This is a genomic window from Gottfriedia sp. NPDC057948 (assembly GCF_042887255.1).
GTDB lineage: Bacteria > Bacillota > Bacilli > Bacillales > Bacillaceae_G > Gottfriedia.
In genome coordinates this window covers 26,901-48,025 of the sequence record NZ_JBHVPN010000002.1, presented here as the reverse complement: position 1 = coordinate 48,025, position 21,125 = coordinate 26,901, and the positions used below count along the sequence as shown (strand labels likewise).

Below are 21,125 nucleotides of genomic sequence, written 5' to 3'. Positions count from 1 at the left end.
CTTGAGAGGTCTAATTATTCGGGTTTTACTTTTTATTTATTCTTGTTCAGCCATTGCATCTTTTGGAGTACCGAATAAATACGTTAGGACGAAACCACCGGCATAACCAGCAAGTAATCCGATCACATATTGAAGCCACATTCCGTGCGCAATAAGTGGAACTAACGCTGCGCCTGAAGGACCAATAGCAATTGCTCCAACATTACCAAACATTCCAATTACTGCACCTCCAATACCACCACCGATACATGCAGTGATAAATGGACGACCTAGAGGTAATGTAACTCCATAAATTAATGGTTCACCAATACCTAAAATACCTACTGGAAGAGCACCTTTAATCATATTTGATAATGATTTATTCTTTTTGCAACGTAACCATAATGCTAATGCTGCTCCAACTTGTCCAGCACCTGCCATTGCAAGCATTGGTAATAATTCAGTCGCACCAGTTGTATTAATTAATTCGATATGAATTGGTGTTAAAACTTGATGTAAACCTAACATTACTAATGGTAAGAATCCCATACCTAAAATAAACCCTGCTAAAATACCGCCTTTTGAAATAATCCAGTTAATTGAGCCAATTAAGTTATCAGAAATAAATCCTGCGAATGGCATGATGAAGAAAATTGTAAGCAAACCTACTACTAATAAAGCAATCATAGGCGTAATTATAATATCTATCGAATCTGGAATAACTTTACGTAATTGTTTTTCTAAAATTGATAATAAATAGACTGCAAGTAGTACTCCAATAATACCACCTTGACCTGGAGCTAATGGATCACCATTAAAGATATTTTTAATTGGTTGATCCGGAAGCATACCTGTTAAAAGTGTTACCCCACCTATTACTCCACCAAGGGATGGTGTCGCCCCGAATTCCTTCGCTGCGTTAATACCAACATAAATTGCTAAATAACCAAAAATTGCGTTTTTAATTACATTTAAAACTGTAACAAATTGTGACCAAGTTGCTGCATCTAGGTTTTGAGCAGTGATATTGTTTGACAAAATCGAAGCTATACCAGCAATTAAACCTGCACCAACGAATGCTGGAATTAATGGAATAAAGATATTACCGACTTTTCGTAAGAAATTTTTAAAAGGTGTGTTATTTTTCTTTTTTAATTCGGCTTTAAGATCTGAACCTTTTTCATTTAAAGCCGCTGATGAAGTACCTTGTTTTCCTGATGAGCTGTTTTTCAGATGACCAAATTGTTCTGCAACTTTAGTTACTGTACCAGGGCCTAAAATGATTTGGTAAGTCTCATCATCAACCGTTCCCAAAACCCCGTTAATTTTTTTAACTTGTTCTTCATTAATTAAACTAGGATCAGCAACGTTAACACGAAGTCTTGTCATACAGTTTGTAAATGAAACTACGTTATCAGTACCGCCAATTGCATCAGCGATTTCAGAAGCTAATCTTTGATATTTATCCATCTTCTACTCCCCCAACAATATTTATTTTTGTATTGCTTTTCGAACAAATCCTTCTGATTTTTTCAATTGCTCAATTGCTTGCTCATAACTAAATCCAGTAAGAATCATAACGATTGCTACTTTTGGACTTTGATCCGACTTCGTTAAATACTCTTCTGCTATTTCATACGTACAAGAAGTTGCTTCCATTACAATACGCTTTGAACGCTCAACTAGTTTTTCATTTGTTGATTGAACATCAACCATTAGGTTACCGTATACTTTTCCAATACCAACCATTGATGCTGTAGATAACATATTGCATACTAACTTTTGAGAAGTACCTGCCTTTAATCTAGTTGAACCAGTTAATACTTCAGGTCCGTTAACAACTTCAATTGCTATTTCTGCCTCTTGGCCAATCTTTGAGCCCTTGTTACAACTAACCGCTATAGTAGAAGCACCAATTTCTTTGGCATATTTTAAACCACCAATAACATAAGGTGTACGACCACTAGCTGCAATTCCAACTACAATATCATTTTTACTTAACTTAATTTCCTTTAAATCTTCAATTGCAAGTTCTTCGCTATCCTCAGCACCTTCAACTGCTTTTATAAAAGCTTTTTCTCCACCTGCAATTAACCCTACTACCTCTTCTGGGCTTGTTCCAAATGTAGGAGGACATTCAACTGCATCTAAAAGTCCTATGCGGCCACTTGTGCCTGCACCTATATAAATCAGACGCCCCCCACTTTTGAAAGCAGTTACAATTTTTTCAACAGCTTTAGAAATATTAGGGATTTCATTTCGAACCGCAGCGGCAACTTTAGCATCCTCTTCGTTCATTACGGTTAAAAATTCTTCTATAGACATCTCATCTAAATTCATTGTTTTTTCATTTCTTGTTTCGGTTGTTAAATTCTCAAGCATGTTTGCTTCACCTCAAGTAATTTTTTAAAAGTAAATTTAATTTCATACTTATTATAACTATTTTTGAAATAAAATTTCAATACTAAAATTCATAAGGAAGAAATTTCATATTATTAATTCGTATTTTTGTTCAAATAGACGACATATTTACAAAACCATTACTAACAATTTTTCTTTTAAAGAAGCATAAAACTATAATTTATACATTAATTTGTCTGGCAAAAAAGTTTAAGCTCAATTTACAATTTCAAAACATAATTAATAAACTATTGTGGTATTTTAAACCTATGTATTTAAAATATGTTTGTTAATTTGATGACAACTTAACTAAAATACAGTTCATTTTACAGATGAAAAGACAACATCCTCCGTATGATTAAGGATATTTATGTCACTTAACTAGGTGTATACAATGACAAAGTTTATACAGTTTTATAAAAATTTCTCGTTAGTGGAGAAAAGCGCACTTCTCTGCTTCCTCTTACCTCCAGTAGGTATTTCATTGCTATTGATCATCGGACTTCGCACACTCTATACTCAATGGTTTATTAATAAACGGTTTATTTATTCGTTTAGTTCGTACTTTTTCTTATGCCTATTTATATCTACTATTGGTGCTGCCCTTTTATTTAGAAATATATTATTTTTATTGGTCGGTATCATGATTCTTGGTTACTGGGGAATCTATTGTAGGATTTTAGTAACTGAGAAAGGTCAATTATTTCAGAGATTTCGCATGATCATAATCTTTGGAGGCGTATATAGTTGTGTAATTGGATGGATATCTAAATGGTTTGTTTTTCCTAGAATTGTTGGTTATTTATTAGGAACAGTGCTTTTTGGTGAAGTGGAACCTAAGAATTTTAACCGTCTAATTGGTTGTGCATATAATCCCAATTTTACTGTTTTTATTTTATTAATCGCTATTTCCTTTCTCTTTGCCAGTCTACTTTCTAGTTTAGAGAGAAAACACTTTATTAACTTAGCATGGCAGCTTCCAATCCAACTTCTACTAAGTTATGGAATTTACCTTACGGGTTCAAGAGCTGGCTTTGCGACGATGATTCTGATTTACTTACTTTTTATCTTCCGACTTAATCGAATCTTTTTCTTTGTTTGTACAATAATCGGACTATTCTTTTTGAAATGGTTGCTTTATATAATGCCAAGAGCCGATTCAGTTATTCAAGCAGGGCATAAAAGGTTGGACATTTGGAAAAACGCATATACTATATGGCAGAATCACCCATTCTTTGGTGTGACACCGATCGGATTTGGTCAAGAATATGTTATACAATATGGTCATTTTATCCCCCATGCACATAATCTATTGCTGGGTATGTTTGCGGAATACGGAACATTAGGAGGATTGGCTTTTATAACATTAATTAGTATAAATATTATAAAATGCATTCACTTATTCTTTTTTGAGCGCAGCAAAAAATGTTTTTTCAACAGTTTTTTACTCGGCCTACCAATTATTTTGTTTACAGGGGTATTTGATGAGCCAGTGTTCTCTCCACAAATCGGCTTCCTCACAGTCATACTGCTTGGGTGTTGGGATCGATATTCGAAACGTATGCAATTTAATATTGAGATTTCAGCAGTTCAAGGCAAATTTATAAGCGTTTATGGGAGCACGGCAAGGTTAGTTGTCAGTTCGTACATGATTTTGCATTATTTAAAATCGAAGTTTATTAGTAATAAGTACTAAAGAGACCCCTATGACAGATAGGGGTCTCTTTTGTTAACTTATGATATTTTTTTCGTAACTTGCACTTCTACTGCCACATTTTGTTTTGTTAAGAATAAATTTAATATAATTGCAGTTAATGAACCTGTCACAATTCCATTTTGCATTAACATTTTTAAAAAGTCAGGTAGTTGGTCGAACATTTGTGGAAGGGTTGCTGAACCTAACCCTACTGCTATACTACAAGCCGCGATTAATAGGTTTTCGCCTTTACCTAAATCGACTTCTGAAAGAATTGATATCCCGGCAGCTGCGACAGATCCGAACATAACAATCATTGCGCCTCCAAGAACGGCATTTGGAATAACAGTCGTTAAAGCTGCTAGTTTAGGTAATAACCCAAGAACAACCATGATACTTCCCGCAGCATAAATAACTTCCCTAGACTTAACTTTTGTAAGTGAGATTAAACCAACATTTTGTGAAAACGCTGTGTACGGAAATGCATTAAAAATACCACCAAGCATAATCGCAAGACCTTCTGAACGCAACCCATTTACGATCTGATCTTGTTTAACCTTTTGGTTAGTCGCTTTTCCGACTGCGAAATAGACTCCAGTAGACTCAACCATACTAACGATACATACGATAATCATTGTGATAATAGCTGTAATACTGATTTTTGGTGCTCCGAAATAGAATGGTTGAGCGATACTAAACCATGATGCTTCCGATACGCTTGAAAAGTGAACGATTCCCATTGCATAACCTGCAACTGTTCCTACAACCAAACCAACAAGTACGGAAATTGTACGTAAAAATCCTTTAGCCCATCTGTTAACAACTAAAATTACGATAAGTGTAAGAAGGGCTAGTAATAAATTGTGTATTTGCCCGAAGTCTGGACTCCCTTGTCCACCTGCTGCATTATTCATAGCTACTGGAATTAGAGAAAGCCCAATTATCGTTACTACTGATCCTGTAACAATTGTAGGGAAAAATTTTAAAAGTTTGCCATAAAAAGGAGCAGCTAATACAACAAAGATCCCAGAAATAATGATTGCACCGTATGCTGTTGGTAAGTTTGAAGATGATGCAATTGCAATAATCGGACCTACCGCTGTAAAGGTACATCCTAAAACGACTGGCAATCTGCTACCAATGTATTTAGTCCCCATGCTTTGCAGGATTGTTGCGATACCGCAAGTAAATAAATCTGCTGCTATTAGATAAGCGATCTGAGTTGGCGTAAGTTTAAGCGCGCCACCTATTATAAGAGGTACAACAACTGCACCTGCATACATAGCCATGACGTGTTGAAAACCTAATGTAAATGCTTTTTGTTTACTTAACAATCTGATTCTCTCCCTTGTCATTGCTGAATTTATCTAAATTGATTACGTACAGTTATTCCTCTTTATAAAACAAAAAAGGACAGGTTCCACTTGAGTATGTTTCTCTCAAGTGAAACCTGTCCTTCTGGGTTTTTATCCCTAATGGTGTAGCACGTGTAGTGCCCACATCGCTCGGACCAGCCATTTTACTTATACAATAATGCGGAACCCTAGATGTGCTTTCACTCATAGTCGGTCGATTATATTGGTCGTCCGGTAGAAACTTATGGGCCATATCCCCATGATTATATGAGTTATTTATATATTTGTACCTTGATTATGTTACACATGCTATTCAATATTTTCAAGTAGAAAATGCTAGGAAAAGGTGCTCCATTAGAAAAATACTAATGGAACACCTTCTATTATGTTCTACGCATATAAGCTTTTACAGTTAGCGGTGCAAAAATGGCTACAATTACAGCAGCTCCAATAAGCGAAATAATTAGATCTGAACCTGCAGTTCCTGTGTTCGTAAGATTTCTTACAGCAGTAATCAGATGTGAAATAGGGTTTATTTTTACAAACCATTGAAGCCAATTTGGCATTGTATCGACTGGTACAAAGGCATTTGAAAGGAATGTTAATGGAAATAGTGCTAGCATAGAAATCCCTTGTACACTTGACGCTGTACGTGCAATTACTCCAAAAAAGGCAAAAATCCAGCTAATCGCCCATGAACATACAATTACAAGTAGTCCAGCTAAGATGACAAAGCCCAAGCCACCTTCAGGGCGATATCCCATTATATACCCCATAGTGAAAGTAAGAACAGTAGCAATCGTATAACGTATCGTATCCGCCAATAAGGCTCCAGCCAGTGGTGCAATTCGTGCAATCGGCAGCGACTTGAATCGATCGAATACACCTTTATCCATATCTTCACGCAATTGGACACCTGTAACAATCGAAGTAGTAATGACCGTCTGTACTAAGATTCCTGGTATGATTACCGGTAAATAACTCTTAACATCCCCAGAGATTGCTCCACCAAAGATATAAGTAAACATAAGTGTAAAAATAATAGGTTGTAACGTAACATCAAATAATTGTTCTGGTGTACGTTTTATTTTTAGTAGACCACGATAAGCCATCGTAAATGAATTTTTTACTGATTGACTAAAGCTAGTTTTATTTTTTAATTCACGATAAGCAGCTCGTTTTATTGAAGTGCTCATACCCTTACTCCCTCCATTTCTTTTGTTTTAGCTGACTCCTTTGATCCATCATCATCTACGCTGTTACCAGTAATCGTAAGGAATACTTCATCAAGAGTCGGCTTTTGTACACTCATTTCAGCTAAATGAATCCCTTCATCACGTAAGGCGATTAGTAGGTCGGTTACTCGGTCAGCATCCGCCATAGGTGCAGTAATCTTTCCTTCTACTAATGTGATATTGGATTTTACTTTTAGTACATGTTCTACTGTCTGACGCGCCTTTTGAACATCTTTTATATTTTGAATTTTTAATTGTAACGATGAACTACCGACTGAAGCCTTCAATTCATCAACAGTACCTTCCGCAACTACATGACCGCGATCTATTACTGCAATTCGATCAGCTAGTTCATCCGCCTCTTGAAGATATTGTGTTGTTAATAGAACTGTTGAACCTTCTTTTACTAAACGACGAATGGTATCCCACATTTGATTTCTAGTACGAGGGTCTAAACCAGTTGTCGGCTCATCTAAGAAGATAAGTGGTGGCTGAGCAATTAAACTTGCAGCCAAATCTAATCTTCGACGCATTCCACCTGAGAAGTTTTTTAATGGGCGCTTTGCTGCTTCCGTTAAGCCAAACTCCTCTAATAAATCTGCTGCTTTCTTTCGCGATTCCGCTCTACTTAGACCTAGTAATCTGGAGAATATAATAAGATTCTCTGTAGCACTTAGTGACTCATCAACGGAAGCGTACTGACCAGTAACACCAATTAATTGACGCACAATTTGAGCTTCTTTTAAAACATCATGTCCGAATATGCGTGCAGTACCTGCATCTTGTCTAAGTAGTGTAGCTAGCATTCTAATTGTCGTTGTTTTCCCTGCACCATTTGGACCAAGTACACCGTAAATACTTCCTGCACGAACGTTTAAATCCACTCCATCAACCGCACGATTTTCACCAAATATTTTCACTAAACCACTCGCTTCAACAGCTAAATCTCCGTTATTTGGGGTAATTATTTTTTTATTTAAATATTCCAATTTACTTCCTCCTTTACGACTTATTACAAGTTGAATATATCGACTAATTATGAATTAAGTATGAACTTTAAATAAAAATTTTCTTTACGAATAGTTACAAGATAGAGAAACTAGCCTTCACTCAAAAAACAAAAAACTTCCCTTAATTTACGTAAGGGAAGTTTTTAAAGTTAATCGTGAGCGATCGTCTGATTTAATAGTAGAAACTCTGAATCTATATCATGTAAAAAAGGAGTCGCTTCGCCTAAGCTATATAAATGTAACTGATGCATTGCTCTTGTACATGCAGTATAGAATAGTCTTCGGAGACGCTCATCTCCATAAACTTGAGCTGATGCATCATAAATAATCACTGCATCGAATTCAATTCCTTTTGCCAAATACGCAGGAATAATGACTACACCTTGTTCATATTCAACTGAGTTTCTCTTCACATGCTTGATTCCTTCTACATCTTTCAATGCTTCATATGCCGCTAAACTTTCTTCAGCAGATTTGCAAATGACAGCAATTGTATTAAATTCACTTTTCTTTAAGTCTTCGATTTTAGATGCAATATGACTATGCAAATCTTCACGATTAGATAACTGTGTTAACACTGGCTTATCCCCAACTCGTTCAAAAGGTGTAATTAAATCACCTCCAGGTATGAGTCTACGTGTGAACTCTACAATTGGTTTTGTCGATCTGTAACTGCGTGTCAGATTAATCACTTTTGTTTCATCTGGCCCATATAGGCCTTTAAGGACATTAAAATCTCCCATTTCACTGGCATGCGCAAAGATCGCCTGATTAAAGTCACCTAAAACAGTCATCTTTGCAGAAGGAAACAATCTCTTCAAAAACTCAAATTGGAAAGGAGAATAATCTTGAGCTTCATCTACGAGTACAAATTTAATCGTAACATTTGATTGGAAGCCTTGAACCAATTCTTTTAAAAGTAAATACGGTGTAGCATCCTCATAAAACAATTTACCTTCATCTAACATATTTAATGTTAACTGACATATGTCCTCCCAATTCTCAGGAGTATCGCCTTCGATCCATTGTTCAATTTGAGTTGGATTGGAAAATAACTGTTTATAAACACCCTTTATGTCAATGAAACGCAATCCTCTAACCCATTCACGTAGTGGCTTTAGTTTTTTACGAACGACCATTCGACCTAATACTTTAGTTTCTTGTTCGTAGTCATCGAATGAGTCCTCTTTAGATTGTTTTTTCTGTAAGTACTTATATGCTTTTTGATAATCATCTTTGCTGAGTAACTCGATTTCGTCCTGTACCCATGTTTTTTTCAATTCTTGCTTTTCCATTTCATTGATTTGTTTGTTTAACCATTCCGTCAACTTCTCTAATCGGTTGTTAAATTTTAAAGAAGTGTCAGTGCTATAAAATCTTTCATATATTTGTTTAGCTGTAACGACTGGTTTGCCTCTAAATTTAAATCCCCTAAAAACCATGCCGGATAATTCCAATGATTGTCTGTATGCCTTAATCGTCTCAAAGAAATGAGTTGAAGCTTTAAATCGAATGCTTGAAGTCCTAGTCTTATAGGAAGGATCATCTATAGCAGTTAGCACATATTCTAGTTGCTCATAATTATCCTCAACTTGGAACGCATCACTAAGCCTATGAACTAAATACTCTTGGAATGTAACTTGTTGCATATTTTCTTCACCTAGTTCAGGTAAAACCCTCGATACGTAGTTATTAAACATTGCGTTAGGAGAAAATAAGATAATTTGATCTGCTTTTATCCAATTTCTATATTTATAGAGCAAATATGCGATCCTTTGTAAAGCTGCAGATGTCTTTCCGCTACCAGCCGCCCCTTGAACAATCAGTAATCTACCTTTGTCATAACGAATAATCTGATTTTGTTCTTTTTGAATGCTGGCTACTATGCTTCTCATATGCTTATTTGTACCTTTGCCTAGCACATGCTGCAGAATCTCATCACCTATCGTGAGACTTGTATCGAACATTGATTCAATTACACCGTTCCGTATAATGTATTGCCATTTTTGGTCTAATACGCCACTCACTTTTCCCCCAGGTGTATCATACTCAGCAGGACCTGGTGGATAATCATAGTAAACGCTCGAAACTGGGGCCCTCCAATCATAAACTAAAATATTCTCTCCAGTTTCATCCATTAGAGTTGAAACGCCAATATAAATACGCTCCGTTTCAGACATACCTTCTTCTGTAAAGTTAATGCGACCAAAATAAGGGACTTCTTTCATTCGACGAAGTGCTGATAATCGGTTTGAAGATTGCTTATGATTAATTTGGCCGATCGCCAAAAGTTGAGATTGTTGTCTTAAACTAATAACCGTCTCTAAATAGTCATCAAAGCTATCCGTATTAACTTTAACCTCATCCCAAAAGTTTTTACGAACATTGATGACTTCATTTCTTCGTTGGGCTGTTTCGTCAGTTAATTTACTAATTTTGTCCGTAATTAGATTTAGTACAGCATTTACTCTTACTTGTTCTTTTTGAAGTTCGTTGTTCATTTTATGCACTCCTTTAAAAGATAAAAATGGGGGTTGACTCAAGAGGATTTGTATAGTAAAATTAAAGTAGGGAAAATATGACCTCTATGTTTTTTCTAATATATATACTGTATTAATCTACCACGTTTTTATCTTTTAGGCAATAGTCCTCGTTTGAAAACATCATTATTTCATCTCAATTACTAATTTTCGCATACTCAAAAAAGCAAAATGACCTACCCAAAAATGATCATTTAATCACTTATAGTAAGGTCATCCTTATTATTTATTAATTTCTTCTGTACATACTTCAATTAGTTACCTTTTATTAAATTTTACTTCTTTATTAAGAAACCTCATATTATTTATGGACATTCCTAAATACAAATACTCCATTCACAATAGTAGCTTGAACATTAAACTGACGATCAATTAAGACGATATTTGCTTTTTTTCCACACTCTATGCTTCCAACTTCATGATCAATATTAAGTAATTTTGCTTGATTAAGACTGACCATCGGTAAAATAGTTTCTAAAGGCTCCTCTAAAACGTCTTTTACATTTTTTAAACACTCCATTAAATTAGTCGTGCTGCCAGCTAATGAGCCTGTTTCTACTGTTCGAGCAATTTTATTTTCCACTTTAACATCTAATGTACCAAGCGTATAGGATCCATCTGGTAAATCAGCAGCTGCCATTGAATCACTTATTAAAAATGTCCGTTCTGTTCCTTTTGATTTGTATAGTAGCTTAATTGCTCCCGGGTGGACATGCTGTAAATCTGCTATACATTCACAATAACATTGATCATTTGTTAGAACGGCACCAAGACACCCAGGATCACGATGATTGAATCCTCTCATGCCGTTAAAAGTGTGAACAGAAATTCTTGCCCCATGTTCAATTGCGTTATTCGTTGTGTCATAGTCTGCATTTGTATGCCCCATAGACACGTGGATTCCTTTATCTGTTAGCAATTTAATAACTTCAACTGCATGTTCTTTTTCTGGAGCTATTGTGATCATTTTAACTGTATTATTGGAAACCTTTATGAGTTCAATTAACTCATCGGTATTTAGTTCACGAATATACTTGACCGGATGAGCACCACGATGCTCAGTTGTAATATATGGGCCCTCAACATACGATCCAATGATCTCCGCTCCTTCTGTCTGTCCTATCGCCTCACTTACGGTCATTACAGCTTTTTTAATTTTTTCGAAATCATGAGTCAGTGTAGTTGGCAAAAATCCCGTAACTCCATGACGTGCAAGCGACATAGACATTTCTTGTAATGAATGGATACTACCATCCATTGTGTCATTTCCAGCAATTCCATGTATATGTAAATCAATCATGCCTGGAATGGCTACAAAACTAGAATAGTCCAAAATTTCGCAGGAAGGTCTGTTCGTTGTTACTCCATTTATTTTTCCGTTATTAATCAGTATATAGCCAGCTTCAATTACTTTATTGGGTGTATAAACTTTTTCTACCTTAATTGCTTTCATAACTCTTCCCCCTCTATTGTTCGCAGGAATACTTTTTCTTAAAGAACAATAGGCAACACCAAAATAGGATGCTGCCAGTTTGTTTAAAACTTATACGTGTAAGTCGTTTAATTTTTTTAAAGTTAAATAACATGCTCCATACAGCCCGGCATCATTCCCAAGAATCGAAGGAAATACGATTGTTTCTTGATGATAAATCGGCATGGTTTCCTTTTTAATCTCAGAGTTGATGTCTTGAATAAATCGGTCTCCCTGCTCAGCTATTCCTCCCCCGATAATAATTGCCTCTGGGTTCAGAAGATGGACTATATTTGATAGACCAATGCTTATATAATAGATAAACTTTTTATATACACCAGTAGCAATTGGATCTCCTTCTTCTACTAGAGCCAAGATTTCTTCTCCAGAGATTTTCTCCATAGCCTCACCATTTTTGTTCTTTTCATCAATAAAATCACTTACTAAGGCTGAAGTAGCAGCGTATCTTTCAAAGCATCCTCTCCGTCCGCAACCACAAGTACGTCCGTTATTAATGATGACGATATGACCTAGTTCACCAGCTAAATGACGAGATCCGCTTACAATCTTCCCATCAATGATAATGGTGCTTCCAATACCTGTTCCTAATGTCAGAAAAACTACATCTTTCTTCCCTTGAATTGCACCTTTCCACATTTCACCGATACAAGCACTTTTCACATCATTTTCTACACTAACGGGTAATTTAAATAAGTTGAAAAGTATTTCGCCCAGCTTCATTCCTGAATAGTCGGGTATATTGTTGGAGAATAAAATTTCACCTGTTTCATGATTTACAAGACCACATGAGGAGATTCCGATTCCTGCTATTAAAAAATCATTTTGGAGCTTTTTTATTTTCTCAGCTAAAAGTTCAGGAAGCAGCTTTTGTATATTACATTTAGGTGTCGGTACTTTATCTTTGTAAACGATTTGCCCATTACGATTTATTAGTCCAAATTTGATAAATGTACCCCCGATATCAAAACAAACTATATTTTCCACCTTAATCACCCCCTGTTAACTCCTTCACCTTAATTAGATTAAAATAATGTTGAACTTTTGTTAATTCAACTGATCCAGTCCGCTCTGAGGCAGCATTAGATATTCCGCAAGCACATGACCACTTTAAAATATCTTCAATTGAATAACCTTTCGAATGAGCAAAGGCAAAGCCTGCAAGCATGCTATCTCCTGATCCAACTTGGTGCACATCTGTCAAAGTTGGAATAACCGCCTGCAGTGTGATGCTTTTGCTAATTAAAAGAGCACCTTCTTTTCCTAAAGAAAGTAAAACGTATTGGGTACCCTTTTGGCATATTTCTCGGGCGTGCCAGATCATATCCTCTATTGATAATTGGTTTAACCCGATCAACTTGCAAAACTCTTCTCTGTTCGGCTTAATTAAAAAAGGCTTACCCTTTATGCCATGGGCTAGTGATTCTCCACTTGAATCTAAAAGAAAATACTTCTCTTTTTGTTTTGTTTTTTCTATTAGGTCTCTATAAAAATCAGAGTTGATTCCATGTGGTAAGCTGCCAGAACCTACAATATAGTTATTCGATTCTAGAATCGCATCAAAATTTTTCAAAAATTCTTCTCTTTCATTCTCCAATATCGCTGGCCCTTGTTCAAGAATTTCTGTATGACCTTCTTTAGATTCAATTGCTATACAAAATCTTGTCTCTCCTTTTATTCCTACAAAACGATTAATTAAATTGTAATTTTGGAGTTGACCAGCTATCCACTCGCCACTTTTTCCACCTAAAAATCCGGTACAAGTAACCTTAGCCCCTAGTTGAGATAATACACGTGAAACATTAAGTCCTTTACCACCAGCTGTTTTATCTATAGCTGTAACACGATTTACGCCATCTAATTGAAAGACGGGAAGATTATACCGAATATCAATAGCTGGGTTTAATGTAATTGTAGCAATCATTTTTCTAACCCCGATTCACACTACCGCACATTTTAATTTTATCAGCAACGACTATTTTCATTTCGCTTACTGCATCTTTAAAATAATATCTAGGGTCATTGGCATCTGGATGTTCATTTAAGTAACCACGTAATCCATTAGCAAAAGCTATTTTTAATTCAGTAGCAATATTTACTTTACATATGCCATTTTTAATCGTTTTTTGTACTAATTCATCTGGTAAGCCCGAAGCTCCATGTAGTACTAGTGGAATATCAACCTCTTTTTGGATTGCACTTAATCGTTCAATATCTAGTTTGGGTTCTCCTTTATAGAGACCATGGGCGGTCCCAATGGCAACAGCTAACGAATCGATTCCTGTTCTAGAAACGAACTCTTGAGCTTGCGCTGGATTTGTGTAAATTTGATCCTTTTCATCTACTTCAAGATCATCTTCTACGCCACTTAGTCGGCCAAGCTCCGCCTCCACAGAAACTCCAAATGAAGAAGCATAATCGACTACTTCACGCACGATTCGAATATTTTCTTCAAAGTCATGGTGAGAAGCATCAATCATGACTGAGTGAATTCCACTATCAATTAAAGCTTTAATATCCTTAACTTTTTCATGATGATCTAAATGAAAACAAATTGGAATATCGTATCTTTTCTTTGTTGCCTCCATCATACTAATTAGAAACTCTTCCCCCATATAACTAACTGTACTTGGTGTAGCTGCGATCAAAACCGGTGAACGCAGCTCCTGAGCTGTTTCTAAAACTGTTTTCATTGTTTCTAAGTTATGAATATTAAATGCTGGAACTGCGTAGCCATTTGTTTGTGCATCTAAAAGAATCGTACTTCTTGATGTAATCAAGATAAATCTCCTCCATTCTTCATCTCATTTGCAAAAGGGTGAATCGTAACTCCTTTAACAACTCTGTTAACTACCCCTAATGGAGAAGGGTTATCTGGAGAAAAGCCGAGATTAATAGATTTATACATAGCAAAAGTTTGTGCGTATAAGATAAAAGGGAAGGTTAGAAAAATATCCTCACTAATTTTAGGAAGATCTACATAATAGAAAAGATCACTATATTCTTCAGCAACCTGATCCTTTAAAGATGAAATTGCTACTACTTTCCCTCGATTGGTTTCTTTGTAAATCTCTTCTAAAATGTCGAGATCGTACTGTCTTGTATAAGGGTTACAAGATAAAAATACAAATACAACAGTATCTTTATCTAAAATAGACTTAGGGCCATGTCTAAAACCTAATGAAGTATCAAAAGTAGAAGGTATTGTCCCGCCTGTTAACTCCAACAATTTTAATGATGCTTCTCGTGCCAATCCTTCAAAAACTCCTGAGCCTAAATAAACTACTTTTTGAAAAGACGAATTCGCCAACTGTTTAATACTTTGCTCGCTCCCGCTAATAATTGAATGGCCAGCTTGTATAAGCTCATCAACTTTCTTCTCCCACGTATGAATCTGATCAATATTGAAAAGCAGTAAAGCTGAGAAAAGCATCGTCGTAAAACTACTCGTCATTGCAAATCCTTGGTCATTTGCTTCTTCTGGCATATAGATGACTAAATGATTGTGATCATTTTTCTTCTTTTGAGCCAGTAGCCCATCTTGGTTACATGTAAAAACGATTCCATAAAAATCATCTATAACTTGTTCACCTAAATGAATAGCAGCCAAGCTCTCTGGACTATTTCCTGAACGAGCAAATGAAATCATAATTGTCGGATGTTCCTTGCTTAAATAAGAATATGGATTTGACACAATATTTGTCGTAGCAATACTCTCTACTACTATTTTTTTGTTGTTAACGGTTTGTTTTAAATAAGGAAGGACTGTGTCACCAACAAATGCAGATGTACCCGCACCAGTTAAAATAATTCGTAGCTGATCGTGTTTATTTTCAACGCTCTTTAAAAATGTAAGAATTCGGTCTCTATTAAATAAAAGAATATCCTTTGTTTCGTTCCATAATCTAGGTTGCTGGGCTATTTCTTTTGCTGTATGGCTCGCGCCAACATTCATTCTTTCATATTCACTCGATTTTAATAGCTCCATACTATTTCCTCCTATTTTTAACTGTTAATGTCATCATTACCAGTTGGATTAAATAGATACTTCTGTATCTATTTTTAGGTGTAGAAAAAACCATAAAAGCTGGTTTTCAGACTGATTGCCAGCGAGCTTTGGCGGCCAGCCTGAAGTGTCTACTTCAGCTCTACTGTATAAGTAAATTTATCCCCTCTTGCAATAGAGATTGTATATTCAATTACTTTGCTTTGATCGTAAGTTACTCGTTTAAGCATTAGACATGGTGCACCTTCGATTATGTTTAACATTTCTGACTCCACTTTATTTGCACTAACAGCCATAAAGCTTTCTAAAGCGCTAGAAATATTCACATTATATTGAGTTCTGAAGATTTCATACATCGGTGTATGTTGCAATTCTTCACTCGAAAGATTTTTAAAATCCTTTACAGGTACATAAGAGGTTTCGTATAACATCGGTTCTTGATCTGCAAGTCTTAACCGAACAATCTTAAATACCTCTTCTTCTACTAATAGATCCATGACCTTTGCTACTTTACTGTCACAATTGATTTTTTCAAAAGAAACGACCGTTGTCGTTGGGATTTTCCCCGCTTTTTTCATTTCTTCCGTAAAACTATAGAACTTTACAAGACTTTGGTTATACGTTCTTGGAGAAACATATGTCCCCTTGCCATGAACTTTATAAATATAGCCTTGTTTTTCAAGCTCTTGCATCGTCTGTCTTACCGTTGTACGGCTAACTTTATACGTGTCACATAATTCTCGTTCAGATGGTAGCTGATCGTTTTCAGCAAGTTCGCTTGATTCGATTTTTTCTAATAAAATATCCATTAATTGATAATAAAGAGGAAGTCGGAAATCCTTTTCTACCATGATTAGCTCCTTTAGTGGTATCTTTGTCATAACCAGTTCAATATACATCTATTATACATAATATTGAAAAAGATACCACCTTATGTCGCAACGGAATTTACTACAAAACTCTCTCTTCTGTCATTCTTAATTTTTTCTCATAATCATCTAGTGAAACCATTGTTCCTGAAACTCTTGATTCTTCTGCAGCATAAGCGATCATATGACTTTTAGCTGATACGATAGCTGATGTTAAGCTGCCTTTGTCCTTCTTAGTAACACGTTGAATAAAATCGGCCATAATACTTGTGTCGGCTCCCATATGCCCACCATCTACAGTTGATGGCTTAATTAACTCTTTCTTACCTGAAAAATAATTAATTTCAATTTCATTTTTAGCATCATTTCCAATTATTTCGCCTTTTGTTCCCATAATTTTGAAGTTGCGGAATGTTTCATTTGTAAATGCTGTCATCGTAAATGCAACTGTTACGTCATTTTCAAATAATAAATTGACTACTTGATGGTCAACAACATCATTGTCACAGTGATATACGCAGCGACCATATGGTCCCTCTTGAATTGCCTTAAGTCTACTATCAAGACTTGAACTTGCTGAAATAACATTTGCTGGCCAAACATCACGATCATGTAAATACCATTTTGCTGCTGAATAAGGACATTCCTTTTCTACCTTACAACCATCCAAACAGCGATGTGTTGAACCTTCTGGTGCATTTTCTTTTTTAAAGTAAGTTAAACTTCCATATGAAGATACACTCTTGCACTCTGTACCAATCAGCCACGCAAGCATATCCATATCGTGGCAGCTTTTTTGTAAGAGCATTGAGCTAGATTCAGATGAATTACGCCAGTTACCACGTACAAAACTATGAGCTTGATGAAAGTAACCTACATTCTCATTCCACTGGATCGATATGATGTCGCCGATTACTTTTCGATCAACAACTTCTTTTAATGCTTGATAAAATGGCGCATATCTCATAACATGGCAAACTGTTAATAATGTATTATGCTTTTCTGCCGCTTCCGCTATTTCTAACGTCTCAATTGGTTCTGGTGACATCGGTTTCTCTAATAAAATACTATATCCTTTTTCAATTGCCTTCATAACGGGCTTATAATGGTTCCGGTCTGGACTACAAATTAATAAAGCCTCACATAGCTGTTCTATTTCTAATAGCTCAGTCCAGTCTTCAAATCTCATATTCTCAGGGATATTGTGAGCTTCCGCAAACTTTTCTCTTTTTTCTTTATTTGGTTCCGCTACAGCAATGAATTGAATTTCGTGTGGATACTGTAAAGCATATGATCCGTATGCATAAAATCCTCTACTTCCCGCTCCTATTAAAGCTGCTTTCATAATTAGTTTCCTCCAAGCATTGTAATATTTTTATTTACTTCCTGTAACTGCAATACCTTCAATAAATTGTTTTTGTAAGATCATAAATAAAATAAGCATTGGTAAAATGGCTAAAAATGATCCTGCCATTAAAACTGGATAGTTGGTTAAATATTGTCCCTGTAATGATGACAAACCGACAGACAACGTCATTGATTCTGGTGAGCTATTAACAATCATTGGCCACATTAATTCATTCCAGCTCCAAAGCGTTGTAAATATACCTAAAGCAACTAAACCTGGCTTTGCTAAAGGAAGCATGATTTTCCAATAAATTTGGAAATGATTACAGCCATCTAATCTAGCTGCTTCTTCTAACTCCTTTGGTAACCCCATAAAAAATTGTCTTAATAAGAATGTACCAAATGCGCTAAATAAACCTGGAACGACTACCGCTTGTAAAGTGTTTAACCAGCCTAATTTCACCATGATCATATATTGTGGCAATAAAAAGACTTGCCCAGGTACCATTAAAACCGATAATGCGATTAAAAAAAGAATGTTTCTTCCTGGAAATTCGATTCTTGCAAAAGCATACGCGGCTAAAGAACATAATAATAATTGTCCAATTGTGCGAATCACTGTAATGATAAGCGTATTAAACATAAATTTAAAGAACGGTAGTAAAGCAAAAACATCTTTATAATTCACCCACTGGAAGTGTTTTGGAACAATAACAGGTGGGACATGAATCGACTCAGCATAAGTTTTTAATGAAGTTAGTAACATCCATATAAAAGGGAAGACCATCGCCAAGGCGCCGACAATTAGAATTAAATGAATTAAGATTGTTTTACTTGTAATATGATGTCTTGCTTTCTCCAATGGTTACTCCTCCTTCAATCATAATGAACCCATTTCTTTTGTAAAACCATTTGAATCGCTGTAATAATTAAAATAATGATTAATAGTAAAACTGCAATTGCAGCAGCATAACCTTTATCATTTAACACGAATGCATGCTGATAAAATAAGTACACAATTGATTGCGTATTTTCGAGTGCTGTACTGCTTTTCCCAATCATCATAAATATTAAATCAAACACTTGGAACGCTCCAATAAAGGACATGATTGTTACGAAGAATATAACTGGGGAAAGTAACGGTAGTGTTATTTTAAAGAAGACCTTGACTGGCCCTGCACCATCTATCTCCGCTGCTTCGTAATATGATCTTGGAATCCCTTGTAGTCCTGAAAGAAAAATAACCATGTTGTAACCAAGTCCACTCCAAATTGCTACTACAATAATTGAATACAGTGCAATTTTTGGATCACTTACCCATTGTGGACCTTTTATTCCAAAGATGGATAAAAGATAATTTAGGAGCCCATAATCAGAATTATATAACCATCTCCAAACCATAGCGATTGCTGCTGGCATGGTAATAACAGGTAAAAAATACAAGGTTCGATAAACAGATTTGCCCTTAATTTTTTGGTTTAAGAGAACTGCTATAAGAATCGATAAAAAAATACCAATCGGAACCGTAAAAACGATATAAATGCCTGTGTTTTTAAACGACTGTAATAAGTTAGAGTCTTCTAACATTCGTCTATAATTGTCTAATCCTGTCCATTCATATTGTCCAAATGCTCCCCATTCTGTAAAACTGAAGTAAATCGTTTGAATGATTGGCCACAAATAGAAAATAGTTAAACCAATCATTGTTGGTGCAATCATACAATACGCCCAAAAATAATCTGATCGTTTTCTCGTCTTTGATAAGCTTGGTATTTTTAGTTTACTTTTTGGTTTCACTTCAACTTGTAGAGGCATTTCTTTCACTATATTCACTCCTTTTAAGGGAAATAAAGAGAAGAAGTAATTTTAGCTTTAGAAAGCTTCTTCTCTTCATTTTTTTAGTTCTTAGCTAGTGCCTCGTCTGCCTTTTTCGTTAATTCTTTTGCAGCATCTTCAACACTTTCTTCATTGCTCCATGCCTTTTTCAAGATATCTGTTTCATACTGCCAAATTTCTCCGGTATTTTTCACACTTGGTAATGGAACTGAATAATCAACTCCATCAATAAAAGCTTGAAGATTTAAATTTGGAACAGCTTTTAGCCAAGCATCTTGTGTACCATTGTAAGCAGGGATTACCGTGCCTGTTTTCGCATATACTTCTGCCGCTTCTTTAGAACCTAGGAATTGAACAAACTTCCAAGCGGCATCTTTATGCTTCGTGTTTGCCGCAATCACGTTTGCTAATCCATGAATAGAAACTGCTCGTTGTTTTCCTTTTGGTACAACAGCTACATTTAAATCTGGATTTTTCTTATATTCTGGAACCATCCAAGGTCCATCAAACATCATTGCAATTTTTCCAGAAGAGAATAACTCTGATGGTGCTGTTTCCGTCATTTGAGCTTGTGTTGGAGACAGTCCTTCTTTTATAAAACTAATATTATATTTAAGTGCTTCAATTGCCTCAGGTTGATCAAATCCGACTGATTTGCCATCTTCGGAAATAATATGACCACCATTTTGCCAAATGAAATCATAATATCCGCCTTGGTTACCCATTAAAGCTGCAAAGCCATAAACTCCCTTATCTTTATTTGTCAGCTTCTTAGCTACTTCTTTTAACTTATTCCAATCCCAAGTATTATCTGGATAAGGTACACCTGCTTCATCAAAAATCTTTTTGTTATACCAAAGTCCAGTTGTATCAAAGTCTTTTGGAATACCATAAAGCTTTCCATCTACTGTATAAAGATCGACCAATGACTTAGGATAATTGTCTAGGCTATAATTGTCCTTTGCTGCTAAGTCACTAAGTGGAACAATTACCTTACCTTCCGCGTACTGAACTATATGTGGACCATTCATCCATAAAACGTCCGGTAACGCTCCCCCAGTTGCAGCCGTTTCTAGCTTTTGGAAATACTGTGCATATGGAGTAAGCTCAGTTTTCACTTTTATATTAGGGTACTTTTCATTAAATAATTTTATAATTTCATCAACTGCGGGAACTTGCTTCTTATCCCAAAAACCGTAAGTAATTTCAACCTTTCCATCTTTCGCATCCCCTGATGTGTCACTGATGCCACATCCAGCTAATCCTAGTAAGCCTAAAGCCAAGGTTAGTAGCAAAACAAGCCACTTTTTCATCCCATTCCCCTTCTTTCTCTTAAAAGTTTAATAGCCTGTTAATCCAGTAG

17 protein-coding genes and 1 riboswitch are annotated in these 21,125 nt (G+C 35.7%); of the genes, 1 reads left to right on the top strand and 16 read right to left on the bottom strand.

Annotated elements, in window-relative coordinates; translation table 11 throughout:
* Positions 1–36: 36 nt before the first annotated feature.
* Together ACFVRR_RS04210 and murQ are read right to left on the bottom strand one after the other, a co-directional pair.
* The gene (locus tag ACFVRR_RS04210; protein WP_387325070.1) at positions 37–1,449 is read right to left on the bottom strand and encodes a PTS transporter subunit EIIC; all 1,413 of its coding nucleotides are present in this window, start codon (positions 1,447–1,449) and stop codon (positions 37–39) included.
* Positions 1,450–1,470: 21 nt separating this feature from the next.
* Positions 1,471–2,361, bottom strand: coding sequence for an N-acetylmuramic acid 6-phosphate etherase (gene murQ / locus ACFVRR_RS04205; RefSeq protein WP_387325068.1), 891 nt, complete (start codon positions 2,359–2,361; stop codon positions 1,471–1,473).
* A gap of 412 nt (positions 2,362–2,773) precedes the next feature.
* Between murQ and ACFVRR_RS04200 the strand changes: the two genes are divergently transcribed.
* Positions 2,774–4,075, top strand: a complete 1,302-nt coding sequence (locus tag ACFVRR_RS04200) for an O-antigen ligase family protein (protein WP_387325065.1) — start codon at positions 2,774–2,776, stop codon at positions 4,073–4,075.
* Between the two features lie 38 nt (positions 4,076–4,113).
* On the opposite strand, the gene ACFVRR_RS04195 is transcribed toward ACFVRR_RS04200, so the two are convergent.
* The 14 genes from ACFVRR_RS04195 to ACFVRR_RS04130 form a co-directional block, all read right to left on the bottom strand.
* Complete coding sequence (locus tag ACFVRR_RS04195) at positions 4,114–5,409, bottom strand: nucleobase:cation symporter-2 family protein (RefSeq protein WP_387325062.1); 1,296 nt, start codon at positions 5,407–5,409, stop codon at positions 4,114–4,116.
* A 208-nt stretch (positions 5,410–5,617) separates the two neighbouring features.
* A riboswitch (purine riboswitch) is annotated at positions 5,618–5,721 on the bottom strand.
* A 92-nt stretch (positions 5,722–5,813) separates the two neighbouring features.
* On the bottom strand, positions 5,814–6,626 hold the full coding sequence (locus tag ACFVRR_RS04190) for an ABC transporter permease (RefSeq protein ID WP_097976473.1): 813 nt from the start codon (positions 6,624–6,626) through the stop codon (positions 5,814–5,816).
* Positions 6,623–7,654: an ATP-binding cassette domain-containing protein gene (locus tag ACFVRR_RS04185; RefSeq protein ID WP_387325058.1), complete on the bottom strand. Its 1,032-nt coding sequence runs from the start codon at positions 7,652–7,654 to the stop codon at positions 6,623–6,625. The genes ACFVRR_RS04190 and ACFVRR_RS04185 overlap by 4 nt, the downstream gene beginning before the upstream one ends.
* Before the next feature lie 170 nt (positions 7,655–7,824).
* Positions 7,825–10,176, bottom strand: coding sequence for an RNA polymerase recycling motor HelD (helD, locus tag ACFVRR_RS04180; RefSeq protein ID WP_387325055.1), 2,352 nt, complete (start codon positions 10,174–10,176; stop codon positions 7,825–7,827).
* Positions 10,177–10,516: 340 nt separating this feature from the next.
* Positions 10,517–11,668: an N-acetylglucosamine-6-phosphate deacetylase gene (nagA, locus tag ACFVRR_RS04175; RefSeq protein WP_387325052.1), complete on the bottom strand. Its 1,152-nt coding sequence runs from the start codon at positions 11,666–11,668 to the stop codon at positions 10,517–10,519.
* A 90-nt stretch (positions 11,669–11,758) separates the two neighbouring features.
* Positions 11,759–12,691: an ROK family protein gene (locus tag ACFVRR_RS04170; RefSeq protein WP_387325049.1), complete on the bottom strand. Its 933-nt coding sequence runs from the start codon at positions 12,689–12,691 to the stop codon at positions 11,759–11,761.
* Position 12,692: 1 nt separating this feature from the next.
* Positions 12,693–13,628 (bottom strand): 1-phosphofructokinase family hexose kinase, encoded by a 936-nt coding sequence (locus tag ACFVRR_RS04165; protein ID WP_387325046.1) that lies wholly within the window; start codon positions 13,626–13,628, stop codon positions 12,693–12,695.
* A 4-nt stretch (positions 13,629–13,632) separates the two neighbouring features.
* The gene (gene gatY, locus ACFVRR_RS04160; RefSeq protein ID WP_387325043.1) at positions 13,633–14,484 is read right to left on the bottom strand and encodes a tagatose-bisphosphate aldolase subunit GatY; all 852 of its coding nucleotides are present in this window, start codon (positions 14,482–14,484) and stop codon (positions 13,633–13,635) included.
* Positions 14,481–15,692 carry an SIS domain-containing protein gene (locus ACFVRR_RS04155; protein WP_387325040.1) on the bottom strand — a complete coding sequence of 404 codons (1,212 nt, stop codon included), beginning with the start codon at positions 15,690–15,692 and terminating at the stop codon, positions 14,481–14,483. The genes gatY and ACFVRR_RS04155 overlap by 4 nt, the downstream gene beginning before the upstream one ends.
* A gap of 149 nt (positions 15,693–15,841) precedes the next feature.
* Entirely contained in the window at positions 15,842–16,561 is a 720-nt protein-coding gene (locus tag ACFVRR_RS04150) for a GntR family transcriptional regulator (protein WP_387325037.1), read from the bottom strand.
* 100 nt (positions 16,562–16,661) lie between these two features.
* Entirely contained in the window at positions 16,662–17,927 is a 1,266-nt protein-coding gene (locus ACFVRR_RS04145) for a Gfo/Idh/MocA family protein (protein ID WP_387326036.1), read from the bottom strand.
* A gap of 27 nt (positions 17,928–17,954) precedes the next feature.
* Positions 17,955–18,713 carry a carbohydrate ABC transporter permease gene (locus ACFVRR_RS04140; protein WP_387326034.1) on the bottom strand — a complete coding sequence of 253 codons (759 nt, stop codon included), beginning with the start codon at positions 18,711–18,713 and terminating at the stop codon, positions 17,955–17,957.
* Positions 18,714–18,802: 89 nt separating this feature from the next.
* Positions 18,803–19,741: a carbohydrate ABC transporter permease gene (locus ACFVRR_RS04135; protein WP_176525769.1), complete on the bottom strand. Its 939-nt coding sequence runs from the start codon at positions 19,739–19,741 to the stop codon at positions 18,803–18,805.
* 83 nt (positions 19,742–19,824) lie between these two features.
* The gene (locus ACFVRR_RS04130) at positions 19,825–21,075 is read right to left on the bottom strand and encodes an ABC transporter substrate-binding protein (RefSeq protein ID WP_387325034.1); all 1,251 of its coding nucleotides are present in this window, start codon (positions 21,073–21,075) and stop codon (positions 19,825–19,827) included.
* Between the last annotated feature and the right edge of the window lie 50 nt (positions 21,076–21,125).

Excerpts from the sequence above, each read along its gene's own strand:
- ACFVRR_RS04190 (WP_097976473.1), bottom strand. The coding sequence starts at position 6,626 with ATGAGCACTTCAATAAAACGAGCTGCTTATCGTGAATTAAAAAATAAA.
- ACFVRR_RS04165 (WP_387325046.1), bottom strand. The coding sequence starts at position 13,628 with ATGATTGCTACAATTACATTAAACCCAGCTATTGATATTCGGTATAAT.
- murQ (WP_387325068.1), bottom strand. The coding sequence starts at position 2,361 with ATGCTTGAGAATTTAACAACCGAAACAAGAAATGAAAAAACAATGAAT.
- nagA (WP_387325052.1), bottom strand. The coding sequence starts at position 11,668 with ATGAAAGCAATTAAGGTAGAAAAAGTTTATACACCCAATAAAGTAATT.
- helD (WP_387325055.1), bottom strand. The coding sequence starts at position 10,176 with ATGAACAACGAACTTCAAAAAGAACAAGTAAGAGTAAATGCTGTACTA.
- ACFVRR_RS04130 (WP_387325034.1), bottom strand. The coding sequence starts at position 21,075 with ATGAAAAAGTGGCTTGTTTTGCTACTAACCTTGGCTTTAGGCTTACTA.
- ACFVRR_RS04135 (WP_176525769.1), bottom strand. The coding sequence starts at position 19,741 with ATGCCTCTACAAGTTGAAGTGAAACCAAAAAGTAAACTAAAAATACCA.
- ACFVRR_RS04155 (WP_387325040.1), bottom strand. The coding sequence starts at position 15,692 with ATGGAGCTATTAAAATCGAGTGAATATGAAAGAATGAATGTTGGCGCG.
- ACFVRR_RS04150 (WP_387325037.1), bottom strand. The coding sequence starts at position 16,561 with ATGGTAGAAAAGGATTTCCGACTTCCTCTTTATTATCAATTAATGGAT.
- ACFVRR_RS04140 (WP_387326034.1), bottom strand. The coding sequence starts at position 18,713 with ATGGTCTTCCCTTTTATATGGATGTTACTAACTTCATTAAAAACTTAT.
- ACFVRR_RS04210 (WP_387325070.1), bottom strand. The coding sequence starts at position 1,449 with ATGGATAAATATCAAAGATTAGCTTCTGAAATCGCTGATGCAATTGGC.
- ACFVRR_RS04200 (WP_387325065.1), top strand. The coding sequence starts at position 2,774 with ATGACAAAGTTTATACAGTTTTATAAAAATTTCTCGTTAGTGGAGAAA.